Source organism: Acidovorax sp. GW823-FHT02H02, from assembly GCF_058797075.1.
In genome coordinates this window covers 70,102-81,815 of record NZ_JBXAJH010000011.1, presented here as the reverse complement: position 1 = coordinate 81,815, position 11,714 = coordinate 70,102, and the positions used below count along the sequence as shown (strand labels likewise).

At 65.8% G+C, this 11,714-nt stretch carries 11 protein-coding genes and 1 pseudogene; 10 read left to right on the top strand and 2 right to left on the bottom strand.

The genetic code is table 11. The features are described 5' to 3' along the window. Nucleotides 1-23: 23 nt before the first annotated feature. Nucleotides 24-140: pseudogene (locus AC1RDS_RS13125) on the bottom strand (hypothetical protein); the annotation flags it as partial. Nucleotides 141-384: 244 nt separating this feature from the next. Between AC1RDS_RS13125 and AC1RDS_RS13120 the strand changes: the two are divergent. The 6 genes from AC1RDS_RS13120 to AC1RDS_RS13095 are packed head-to-tail and all read left to right on the top strand — an operon-like array spanning nt 385 to nt 6,745. After that, nucleotides 385-2,010: an ABC transporter ATP-binding protein gene (locus AC1RDS_RS13120; protein ID WP_092696782.1), complete on the top strand. Its 1,626-nt coding sequence runs from the start codon at nt 385-387 to the stop codon at nt 2,008-2,010. Then, complete coding sequence (locus AC1RDS_RS13115) at nt 1,997-3,079, top strand: ABC transporter permease (RefSeq protein WP_092696781.1); 1,083 nt, start codon at nt 1,997-1,999, stop codon at nt 3,077-3,079. The genes AC1RDS_RS13120 and AC1RDS_RS13115 overlap by 14 nt, the downstream gene beginning before the upstream one ends. After that, nucleotides 3,079-3,999: an ABC transporter permease gene (locus AC1RDS_RS13110; RefSeq protein WP_092696780.1), complete on the top strand. Its 921-nt coding sequence runs from the start codon at nt 3,079-3,081 to the stop codon at nt 3,997-3,999. Before AC1RDS_RS13115 ends, AC1RDS_RS13110 begins: the two co-directional genes overlap by 1 nt. A gap of 46 nt (nt 4,000-4,045) precedes the next feature. After that, nucleotides 4,046-5,212 (top strand): BMP family ABC transporter substrate-binding protein, encoded by a 1,167-nt coding sequence (locus tag AC1RDS_RS13105; RefSeq protein WP_092696779.1) that lies wholly within the window; start codon nt 4,046-4,048, stop codon nt 5,210-5,212. Nucleotides 5,213-5,257: 45 nt separating this feature from the next. Further along, a complete protein-coding gene (locus tag AC1RDS_RS13100; protein WP_287878111.1) occupies nt 5,258-5,647 on the top strand; it encodes a DoxX family protein in 390 nt (129 codons plus the stop codon). A 48-nt stretch (nt 5,648-5,695) separates the two neighbouring features. Further along, on the top strand, nt 5,696-6,745 hold the full coding sequence (locus tag AC1RDS_RS13095) for an adenosine deaminase (protein ID WP_287878113.1): 1,050 nt from the start codon (nt 5,696-5,698) through the stop codon (nt 6,743-6,745). Nucleotides 6,746-6,789: 44 nt separating this feature from the next. Here the strand turns inward: AC1RDS_RS13095 and AC1RDS_RS13090 are convergent, their stop codons facing one another. Beyond that, complete coding sequence (locus tag AC1RDS_RS13090) at nt 6,790-7,236, bottom strand: HIT family protein (RefSeq protein WP_092696776.1); 447 nt, start codon at nt 7,234-7,236, stop codon at nt 6,790-6,792. Between the two features lie 142 nt (nt 7,237-7,378). Between AC1RDS_RS13090 and AC1RDS_RS13085 the strand changes: the two genes are divergently transcribed. From AC1RDS_RS13085 to ypfJ, 4 genes are all read left to right on the top strand, one after another. After that, on the top strand, nt 7,379-8,482 hold the full coding sequence (locus tag AC1RDS_RS13085) for a BMP family ABC transporter substrate-binding protein (protein WP_092696775.1): 1,104 nt from the start codon (nt 7,379-7,381) through the stop codon (nt 8,480-8,482). Nucleotides 8,483-8,632: 150 nt separating this feature from the next. Next, a complete protein-coding gene (guaD, locus tag AC1RDS_RS13080; RefSeq protein ID WP_287878116.1) occupies nt 8,633-9,946 on the top strand; it encodes a guanine deaminase in 1,314 nt (437 codons plus the stop codon). A 51-nt stretch (nt 9,947-9,997) separates the two neighbouring features. Beyond that, nucleotides 9,998-10,570, top strand: coding sequence for a dCTP deaminase (gene dcd / locus AC1RDS_RS13075; RefSeq protein WP_026434615.1), 573 nt, complete (start codon nt 9,998-10,000; stop codon nt 10,568-10,570). A gap of 78 nt (nt 10,571-10,648) precedes the next feature. After that, nucleotides 10,649-11,521, top strand: coding sequence for a KPN_02809 family neutral zinc metallopeptidase (gene ypfJ, locus AC1RDS_RS13070; RefSeq protein ID WP_092696773.1), 873 nt, complete (start codon nt 10,649-10,651; stop codon nt 11,519-11,521). Nucleotides 11,522-11,714: the final 193 nt, after the last annotated feature.

Sequence of the window (11,714 nt, the reverse complement as noted above, 5' to 3'; positions counted from 1 at the left end):
TCGCCTTCGCCGCAGCCCTCCTTGGTGCCGGTGCAACCCAGATCCTCGCGCAGCACCTGCAGCAGCGTGCGGTCGGGTGGTACATTGCCCAGCGCCACGGGCTGGCCACGGCGCAAGAATTGCAAGGGTCGGGTTGTCATGGGGAAAATGCCACTTCGATTCGAAAGACGACCGTAAAGAGGTTGATGACCGGCAGAGCGCCAGCACGCACCCGGCGCTGGCGCCGGCTCAAGCTTATGCCGCCCAGGCACGCATCGCAATTTCCACACCCGATGCAAGCGGGTATCTGCTTCTAAAAATATAGCTGCTAACTTATGTGGAATAAGAGCAAACCTTGTTTTTAACCCAATTTCCGTTCGTGAAAACTGAGCGACAATCGCCCGCATGAGTTCCACCCCCATTCCCCTCCAGCCGGGCAAACCGGGCGGTTCCGGTGCGGTGCCGCCCCGGCTGCAGCTGGTGGGCATTACCAAGCGCTACCCGGCCGTGGTGGCCAACAGCGGTGTCTCGCTGACGGTGCAGCCCGGCGAGATCCATGCCGTGCTGGGCGAAAACGGCGCGGGCAAGTCCACGCTGATGAAGATCATCTACGGTGCGGTCAAGCCCGATGAAGGCAGCCTGCATTTCAACGGCCAGGCCGTGCAGGTGCGCAACCCGCAAGAGGCCCGCGCGCTGGGCATTGCCATGGTGTTCCAGCATTTCAGCCTGTTCGATACCCTCACGGTGGCCGAGAACGTGTGGTTGGGCCTGGACAAGCGCTACGCCCTGGCCGAAGTGACCGCCCGCATTGCGGCCAAGGCCACCGAATACGGCCTGGGTATCGACCCCCTGCGCCCGGTGCACACGCTGAGCGTGGGCGAGATGCAGCGCGTGGAGATCATCCGTGCGCTGCTCACCAACCCCAAGGTGCTGATCCTGGACGAGCCCACCTCGGTGCTCACGCCCCAGGCGGTCGAGAAGCTGTTCGTGGTGCTGCGCAAGCTCGCCTCCGAGGGCTGCAGCATTCTCTACATCAGCCACAAGCTGCATGAGATCCGTGCGCTGTGCACGGCCTGCACTGTGCTGCGTGGCGGCAAGGTCACCGGCGTCTGCAATCCGGCCGAGGAATCGAATGCCTCGCTCTCGCGCCTGATGATCGGCGCCGAGCCGCCGGCCCTGGAGCACCGAGATGTGCAGGCCGGCGCCACCGTGCTCAGCGTTCAGGGCCTGTCGCTGCCGCGCGCCGACCAGTTCGGCGTGGACCTGGTGGACCTGTCCTTCGAGGTGAAGGCGGGCGAGGTGGTGGGCATCGCCGGTGTCTCGGGCAATGGGCAAAAGGAGCTGCTCTATGCCCTGTCGGGCGAAGACCAGCGCGCCGAGCCGGCCAGCATCCAGGTGGCGGGGCAGAACGCGGGCCGCATGGGCCCCCGCCAGCGCCGGGCGCTGGGCCTGCACTTCGTGCCCGAGGAACGCCTGGGCCGCGGTGCCGTGCCCACCATGAGCCTGGCGCACAACCTGCTGCTCACGCGCACCAACGCGGTCTCGGGCAGCGGCTGGATCCGGATGGGGGCGCTGCAAAAACATGCCCAGGCCCTCATCGAGCGCTTCAACGTGAAGGCGGGTGGTCCCCACTCGGCGGCCCAATCGCTGTCGGGGGGCAACCTGCAAAAGTTCATCGTGGGGCGCGAAATCGATGCCAACCCCGCATTGCTGATCGTCTCGCAACCCACCTGGGGCGTGGACGTGGGCGCGGCCGCGCAGATCCGCGGTGAAATACTGGCGCTGCGCGATGCCGGCTGTGCCGTGCTGGTCGTGAGCGAGGAGCTGGACGAATTGTTTGAAATCTGTGACCGCCTGCATGTGGTGGCCAAGGGGCACCTGTCACCCTCGGTGCCCCGCTCCGAAGCCACCGTGGAGCGCATCGGCGAATGGATGAGCGGCCTGTGGCATGCCGACGTGCAGGCGCATCTGGCCAGCAACCGCGAACAGCTCGCGCAGCGCACCCAGGAGGCGCAGCATGTTCCGTCTTGAACCCCGCCCGCAGGCATCGCGCTGGTGGAGCTACGGCTCGCCGCTGCTGGCCCTGGCCGTCACGGTGCTGATCGGCATTGCGCTGTTCGCCGCGCTGGGCAAGGACCCGGTGCGCGGCCTGCAGGTGTTTTTCTGGGAGCCCATCCGTTCGCAATACGCACTGGGCGAGCTCATGGTCAAGGCCACGCCCCTGCTGCTGATTGCACTGGGGCTGGCCGTGTGCTTTCGCTCCAACGTCTGGAACATCGGCGCCGAGGGGCAGTTCGTCATCGGCGCGGTAGTGGCCGGTGGCGTGGCGCTGCTGGCCGACAAGGCCACAGGCCCCTGGATCGTGCCCGCCATCCTGCTGGCCGGCGTGCTGGGCGGCATGGCCTGGGCGGGACTCACGGCGCTGCTGCGCGACAGGTTCAATGCCAACGAAATTTTGGTCAGCCTGATGCTGGTGTATGTGGCCACGCTGGTGCTGGGCTACCTGGTCTATGGGCCCTGGAAAGACCCCATGGGCTACAACTTTCCGCAGACCAAGACCTTCGAGAAGGTCACGCAGATCCCGCGGCTGATGCAGGGCTCGCGCGTGAACATCGGGTTGCTGCTGGCGCTGGCGGGTGCGGGTGCGTTGTGGGTGTTCCTGTTTCGCACGCGGGCGGGCTTTGCCCAGCAGGTGGGCGGGCTGGCGCCGGCGGCGGCGCGCTATGCCGGGTTTTCGTCGCGCCGCGCGCTGTGGACGGCGCTGCTGGTGTCGGGCGGAGCCGCCGGCCTGGCGGGTGCGCTGGAAGTGGCGGGGCCGATTGGCCAGCTCACCCCCTACGTGCCGGCCGGCTATGGGTTTGCCGCCATCATCGTGGCCTTCGTGGGGCGGCTGCATCCGGTGGGCATGGTGTTTTCGGCCATCCTGATGAGCATGTTCTACATCGGCGGCGAGCTGGCGCAGTCGCGCATGGGCCTGCCCAAGTCGCTCACGGGCGTATTCCAGGGCCTGCTGCTGTTCACGCTGCTGGCCTGCGACACGCTGATTGCCTTCCGTGTGCGCTGGGCCGGCAACCGCAATATTTCCACGGGAGGCCAGTGATGGAAGCCTATGCACTGCTGATTGGTGCCACGCTCAGCGCGGGCACCGTGCTGGCCATTGCAGCCCTGGGCCTGCTCATCAACGAGAAGGCCGGCATCGTCAACCTGGGCGCCGAAGGCCTGATGCTGTGTGCCGCCATCGCGGGGTTTGCCACGGTGGTGCACACCGGCAACACCTGGCTGGGCTTTGCCGCCGGCATGGCGGCGGGGGCCTTGCTGGCCGCCATCTTTGGCGTGCTGGTGATCTGGCTCAACACCAACCAGTACGCCACGGGGCTGGCGCTCAGCCTGTTTGGCGTGGGGTTCTCGGCCTTTGCGGGCATCAGCTACGTGCAGGCCAAGCTGCCCGAGCTGCCCCAGTACGCCATTCCCGTGCTCGGCGATGTGCCGCTGCTCGGGCCCGCGCTGTTCCGGCAGCACCCGCTGGTGTACCTCACCATGCTGCTGGCGGCGGCCCTGGTCTGGTTCCTGTACCGCTCGCGCGCAGGGCTGGTGCTGCGTTCGGTGGGCGAGTCACCCGGGTCGGCCCATGCGCTGGGCTACCCCGTGCGCCGCATCCGGCTGGCGGCGGTGATGGCCGGCGGCGCGCTGTGCGGCCTGGCGGGGGCCTACATTTCCACCGTGTACACGCCGCTGTGGGTGGAGGGCATGGTGGCCGGGCGCGGCTGGATCGCGCTGGCCCTTACCACCTTTGCCACCTGGCGCCCGGCGCGTGTCTTGCTCGGTGCTTACCTGTTTGGTGGCGTGACCATGCTCCAGTTCCATCTGCAGGCCACGGGCGTGCAGGTGGCCAGCCAGTTGCTGAGCATGCTGCCGTATGTGGCCACCATCGTGGTGCTGGCGCTGATTTCACGCAATCCGGCATGGATCCGGGTGAACATGCCGGCATCGCTGGGTAAACCGTTTTATCCTGGCTCCTGAAATTTTGCTTACATTGTTGCCACCCTCTTTTTCATAAGGAAACCACATGACTGATCTGCAGAAACGCTCTTTGCTCAAGGTGGCCGCGCTCTCTGCCGTGGCTGCCGCCGCGCTTGCGGGCTGCGGTAAGAAGGAAGAGTCGGCCCCGGCGCCTGCGCCCGCACCGTCCCCTGCGGCCGAAGCGCCCGCATCCAAGCCCGAGCCTCTGAAGATCGCGTTTGCCTACGTCGGCCCCGTGGGTGATGGCGGCTGGTCTTATGCGCATGACAACGGCCGCAAGGCCCTGGAAAAGGAATTCGGCGACAAGGTCGTGACCAGCTTTGTGGAAAGCGTGCCCGAGTCGGCCGACGCCGAGCGCGTGCTGCGCGATCTGGCAGGCCAGGGCAACAAGCTGATCTTCGGCACCACCTTCGGCTACATGGAGTCCATGCTCAAGGTGGCGGCCGACAACCCGGGCCTGAAGTTCGAGCACGCCACCGGCTACAAGACCGCCGAGAACATGCGCACCTACGACAGCCGCACCTACGAAGGCGCCTACATGGCTGGCGTGATCGCTGGCGCCATGACCAAGACCAACACGCTGGGCGTGGTGGGCTCGGTGCCGATTCCTGAAGTGATCCGCAACATCAACAGCTTCACGCTGGGCGCGCAGTCGGTCAATCCGAAGATCAAGACCAAGGTGGTCTGGGTGAACGAGTGGTTCAGCCCGCCGAAGGAAACCGAAGCCGCCACCAGCCTGATCAACGGCGGCGCCGACGTGCTCTTCCAGAACACCGACTCGCCCGCCGTGCTCAAGACCGCCCAGGAAAAGGGCAAGCGCGCCTTCGGCTGGGACAGCGACATGACCGCCTACGGCCCCAAGGCCCACCTGGCGTCGGCCGTCATCAACTGGGGTCCTTACTACATCAAGGCCACCAAGGATGCGCTGGATGGCACCTGGGCCACGGGCCAGGCCTGGTGGGGCGTGAAGGAAGGCGCGATCGACATCGTTTCCATTGCCGAAGACGTGCCTGGCGACACCAAGGCCAAGGTCGAAGCCGTGAAGGCGGGCCTGAAGGACGGCAGCTTCCAGATCTGGAAGGGCCCCATCGTCGGCCAGGACGGCAAGCCCGTGCTGGAAAAAGACGTGGTGGCCGACGACAAGTTTCTGGGTGGCATCAACTTCTACGTCAAGGGCGTGGAAGGCAAGATCCCCGGTGGCGACAGGAAGTAAACCCCGACCGCTTTGTGATGACCTTGACCCTTGAGCCACTAAAAAATGTCCAATGACCTCGGAAAACTGGTTCTCCGCCTGACCTTGGGGATACTGATGCTGCTGCACGGCATCGCCAAACTCTCGTCGGGCGCCGATCACATCGCCGGCATGGTGGCCAGCCATGGCCTGCCGGGCGTGCTGGGCTACCTGGTCTATGTTGGCGAAGTGCTGGCACCTCTGCTGCTCATCGCCGGCCTGTGGACGCGTCCGGCGGCACTGGTGGTGGCCATCAATATGGTCGTGGCCATCGCGCTGGCGCACATGGGGCAGCTGGGGCAGTTGGGCAAGTCCGGCGGCTGGGCCCTTGAACTGCAGGGCTTCTTCTTGTTCACGGCGGTGGCCGTCGCCCTTCTGGGCGCGGGCCGGTTCAGTCTGGGTGGTCGGTTCAACTGATTCGGTGCACCGTTGCGCCACCCCGGACGCCAATTCTGGAGTCTGCTGATGTTTAAAGTGCCCCCCCTTGCTCCACAGCGCCTGCAAAAACTGCTGCGCGCGATGCCCAAGGCCGAACTGCATATCCACATCGAGGGCTCGCTCGAACCCGAGCTGATCTTTGCCCTGGCGCAGCGCAACGGTGTGCCGCTGCCCTATGCCAGCGTCGAGGCGTTGCGGCAGGCCTATGCCTTCACCAACCTGCAGAGCTTTCTCGACATCTACTACGCGGGGGCCAGCGTGTTGTTGCACGAGCAGGATTTCTACGATATGGCTCGCGCCTATCTTGCGCGAGCTGCTATGGATAACGTAGCGCATGCAGAAATCTTCTTCGACCCGCAGACCCACACGGCACGCGGCGTGGCCATGGAGACCGTCATCAACGGCCTGCACCGCGCCTGCGAGGATGCGCGCGCCGAGCTGGGCATCAGCGCCACGCTGATCCTGTGCTTCCTGCGCCACCTGAGCGAAGCGTCGGCCTTTGAAACGCTGGAGCAGGCGCAGCCCCTGCTCGGCAAGATCGTCGGCGTGGGGCTGGACAGCAGCGAAGTGGGGCATCCGCCCGAGAAGTTCGCCCGCGTCTTTGCCCGCTGCCGCGAACTGGGCCTGCACCTGGTGGCCCATGCGGGTGAAGAGGGCCCGCCGGCCTATATCTGGAGTGCCCTCGACGTGCTCAAGGTAGAGCGCATCGACCATGGCGTGCAGGCCGTGCACGATGCGGCCCTGATGCAGCGCCTGGCGCAAGACCGCATACCGCTCACGGTGTGTCCGCTGTCGAACCAGAAACTGTGCGTGTTTCCCGATCTGAAAGACCACAACCTGCGCCAGTTGCTGGACGCCGGCCTGTGCGCCACCGTCAACTCCGACGACCCGGCCTACTTTGGCGGCTACATCAACGAGAACTTCACCCAGGTATTTGCCGCAACGGCCATGACCGCGCGCCACGCCTACCAGCTGGCGTTCAACAGCTTCGAAGCCAGCTTTGCCAGCCAGGCTGACAAGCGCGTGTGGGAGCACCGCCTGAAGGAAGCCTTTGAGCGCTTCGTCGAGCACGACTGACCACACAACCGAGGTCGCCGTGCAGCTCCGGCGCGGGTGCCCCCTCAGCAGGCGGCAAGGGCTTCGCGCAGTTTTGCCGCGTGGTCCAACAGCACCTCGGTCGATGGATTTTTGCGCGGCCACGACAGCGCAATGCCATCGTCCGCATGGCGCGGCACCACATGCAGGTGAAAGTGAAACACCGTCTGGTCGCCCTCGCGGCCATTGGCCTGCAGCAGTGTCAGCCCTGGCGGGTGGAAGGCGGCCTGCACGGCATGGGCAACCAGCCGGGCCGTCTGCATCACGGCGGCGGCCTCCTCGGCGGTGATGTCCAGCAAGGTGGCCGCGTGGCGTTTGGTGGCCACCAGCACATGACCGGGATTGACCTGGCCCAGGTCCATGAAGGCGATGGTCAGCGCATCCTCATGCACCCGGGCCGATGGAATCTCGCCGGCCACCAGGCGGCAGAAGATGCATTGGCCGGGAGGGGACGTATCGGCAAACATGGGCATGCGGTAATTCCTTGGCGTGGTGGATGGAAGCTGCCATGGTAGCCCGCACGGGTGCTGCAAGGGCTGCGGTAAAATTCGGCGCAAAGACCGCTGTCCCGGCGGTCTTTTGCTTTTTGTCTCCGGGACCATGTAGAGGAACACCATGTACAAAAACCTCGCTGCCGCGCTCGCGGCCGCCTGTTTTTTCGCCCCCGTTTTTTCCCAGACCCCCACCCCGCCCCAGTCGCCTGCCGCCGCGGTCGTGAAGGCGGGTTTCGTCTATGTCACGCCGGTCACCGATGCAGGCTGGACGCGCCAGCACGACGAAGGCCGCAAGGCCGTCGAGGCCGCGCTGGGCAGCCGGGTCCAGACCACCTTTGTCGACAACGTGCCCGAAGGGGCCGACGCCGAGCGCGTGATCCGCGACCTGGCGGCCACCGGCCACCAGATCATCTTCACGCCCAGCTTTGGCTACATGGAGCCCACGCTCAAGGTGGCGCAGGACTTTCCGAATGTGAAGTTCGAGTCCATCACCGGCTACAAGCAGGCGCCCAACGTGGCCACCGCCAATGCGCGCTACTACGAGGGGCGCTACCTGGCAGGCATTGCGGCAGGCCGCATGAGCAAGACGGGCGTGGCCGGCTATGTGGCGGGCTTTCCCATCCCCGAGGTGCTGCAGGGCATCAATGCGTTCACCCTGGGGCTGCGCTCGGTCAACCCGCAGGCCACCGTCAAGGTGGTGTGGCTCAACGTGTGGTTCGATCCGCCCAGGGAGCGCGATGCCGCCATGGCGCTGTTCAACCAGGACGTGGACGTGATCGCCTTTCACACCGGCTCCACGGCGGTGATGGCGGCCGCGCAGGAGCGCGGCAAGATGGCGGTGGCCTACCACTCGGACATGCGCAAGACCGGGCCCGATGCACAGATCGTGGCCGTCACCCACCAGTGGGGCGCCTACTACACCGGGCGCGTGCGCGCCGTGCAGAACGGCAGCTGGAAAAGCGGCAATGTATGGGGCGGCGTGCGCGAGGGCATGATCCGCGTGGGCGACTTTGGCAGCCGTGTGCCCCCCGCCGTGCAGCAGGAGGTGCTGGCCGCGCAGAAGGCGGTGGGGGCGGGCAGGGTGCACCCCTTCCGAGCGGGCAAGGCCGTGGTGCGCGACAACGAGGGGCATGAGGTCATCCCCGCCGGCACAACGCTTTCGGATGCGCAGATCCTGCAGATGAACTGGCTGGCCGAAGGCGTGCAAGGCAAGCTGCCGCGCTGATACGGCTTCGCAATCCAGGAGATTACGGCGTTGCTTCACCTTGCCGTGCTGCAGCACTGTCTGCGGCTTCGCGCCTGTCCTCTCATGGATTGCAAACCCGTATGAACCGCGTTGGGCGGGGCGGCGCGGGCTGCCGCTAAGCTAGCGGCCATGCCTGTATTTCGCTCCGCCCTCTTGCGCTTCGCCGACGACGGCACGGCCCTGTACGACGCCGATGGCCTGCTGGCCGTCGGCCCCGACGCCCAGGGCCGCCAGCGCGTGCTGGCCGCCGGTGCCTGGTCGGACCTGGCGCCCCGCTTTGGCAGTGGGCCGGTCGAGCACCTGCCGGGCCGCATCATTGCCCCCGGGTTTGTGGACATGCACATCCACTTTCCGCAGACCGATGTGATCGGTTCGCCGGCCGATGGGCTGCTGCCCTGGCTGGAGAATTACACCTTCCCGCATGAAAAACGCTTTGCAGCGCCCGAATACAGTGCGCAAGTGGCCCAGTTTTTCGTGGCAGAGCTGCTGCGCAACGGTGTGACCACCGCGCTGGCGTTTGCCACATCGCACCCCGCCTCGGTGGAGGCCTTGTTCCGCGAGGCGCAGCGCCACCAGATGCGCCTGATCACCGGCAAGGTGCTGCAGGACCGCCATTCGCCCGATGGCGTGCGCGACGACACCGCGCAGAGCCTGATCGACACCGAGGCCCTCATCCGGCGCTGGCACGGCGTGGACCGCCTGGGCTATGCCATCACGCCGCGCTTTGCCCCCACCAGCACGCCCGCGCAATTGCGCGGTGCCGGCGAACTGGCCGCCCGCTTTCCCGATGTGTGGATCCAGTCGCATGTGGCCGAGAACCTCGACGAGATCCGCTGGGCACGCGAGCTCTTCCCGGCGTCGCGCAGCTATCTTTCGGTGTATGGCGACTTCGGCCTGCTGCGCGAGCGCGCCGTGTATGCCCACTGCATCCACCTGGACGAGCTCGACCGTGCCCTGCTGCGCGACACTGGCGCGGTGGCGGCCGTCAGCCCCACCAGCAACCTCTTTCTGGGCAGCGGTTTTTTCGACTACGCCGAGGCCGACCGCGTGGGTATGCGCTACGGGCTGGCCAGCGACGTGGGCGGCGGCACCAGCTTCAGCCCGTTCCACACCATGCTGGCCGCCTATTGCGTGGGCCGAGCCACTGTGGAAGGGCTGCAGGGCAAGCGCGGCCTGAGCCTGTCGCCCCAGCACCTGTGGTGGCAGCACACGGCCGGTGCCGCCCGGGCGCTGGGCCTGGCGGGCGTGGTGGGCAACCTGCAGCCCGGCTGCGAGGCCGACTTCGTGGTGCTCAACCCCCAGGCCACGCCGCTGCTGGCGCGCCGCACGGCCCAGGCCGGCAGCCTCGACGAGCTGCTGTTCGCCATGATCGTGCTGGGCGATGACCGGCTGGTGGAAAAAACCGTCATTTCTCAAGCAAAATACGGTTCTTGCGCTGGATGATCAAGCGCTGACAGCTATCAAAAACGTAGTAATGGCGAGGAGTCCCGCACCATGAGCATCAAAAGCGACAAATGGATCCGCCGCATGGCGGCCGAACACGGCATGATCGAGCCCTTCGAGCCCGGCCAGGTGCGTGAGGTCGAGGGCCGCAAGATCATCAGCTATGGCACCAGCAGCTATGGCTACGACATCCGCTGCGCCCCCGAATTCAAGGTCTTCACCAACATCCACAGCACAGTGGTGGACCCCAAGCATTTCGACGAGAAAAGCTTCGTCGATTTTCATGGCGACAGCTGCATCATTCCGCCCAACAGCTTTGCCCTGGCGCGCACGGTCGAATACTTTCGCATCCCGCGCAACGTGCTCACCATCTGCCTGGGCAAAAGCACCTACGCGCGCTGCGGCATCATCGTCAACGTCACGCCGTTCGAGCCCGAGTGGGAAGGCTATGTGACGCTGGAGTTCTCCAACACCACGCCGCTGCCCGCGCGCATCTACGCGGGCGAGGGCTGTGCGCAGGTGCTGTTCTTCGAGAGCGACAAGGACGACGTCTGCGAAGTCTCCTACAAGGACCGGGGCGGCAAATACCAGGGCCAGGTGGGCGTGACGCTGCCCAGGGCCTGAAAGCCGGTGTGCCGGCCGGCGCTGCGCGTACCATGTGATGGATAGGCCTCTTGCGCACAGGGGGTACGGAGAACAGCCATGAAATGGGAAGGCAATCGCGAATCCGACAACGTGGAAGACCGCCGCAGCGGTGGCGGCGGGATGCCCGTGTTCGGGGGGCGCGGCATCGGCATTGGCACCATCGTCATCGCCTTGCTGGGGGGCTGGGCACTGGGCATCAACCCGCTCACCATCCTGAGCCTGCTCAGTGGTGGCGGCGTGCCCACGGCGCAGGTGCAGCAGGGCCCCGCCCAGCGCCCGCCCGCCGATGACACCATGGGGCGTTTTGTCTCGACCGTGCTGGCCGACACCGAGGATGTCTGGCAGGCGCTCTTTCGCCAGGGCGGCGGCACCTACCAGGAGCCACGCCTGGTGCTGTTCCGGGGGGCCACGCCCACGGCGTGTGGCACGGGCCAGGCCGCCATGGGGCCTTTTTATTGCCCGGCCGACCAGAAGGTCTACATCGATCTCGGGTTTTACGAAACGCTGAAGAACCGCCTGGGTGCGCCGGGCGATTTCGCCCAGGCCTATGTCATTGCCCATGAGGTGGGCCACCATGTGCAGAACCAACTGGGCATCAGCGCCAAGGTGGACCAGATGCGCGGCCGCGTGAGCCAGGCCGAATACAACGCCCTGTCGGTGCGGCTGGAGTTGCAGGCCGACTGCTTTGCCGGCGTGTGGGCGCACCACGCACAGAATGCCCGCCAGATTCTGGAGCAGGGCGACGTGGAAGAGGCCATGAACGCCGCCGCCAAGATCGGCGACGATGCCCTGCAGCGTTCCAGCGGTGGTGCCGTGGTGCCCGAGAGTTTCACGCACGGCAGCAGCGCCCAGCGCCAGCGCTGGTTCCACAATGGATTGCAGAATGGCAGCGTCAAGGGCTGCGACACGTTTTCCAGCCGCAACCTCTGATCCCCTGGGGCACGGTGTGGGTGCCATGTGGACGCCCGCCGTGCCTGCATGCGGGCGTGAAAATTTTGAGAAATGGGCGGTAACGCTTATGGGTGCAGCGCAGGTAGCTATTGAAAATATAGCTATTGATGGATACCGATGACCACGCGTGGCAGCCGCCGTGCACGGGCAAAGAGCAAAATTACGCCGCTTT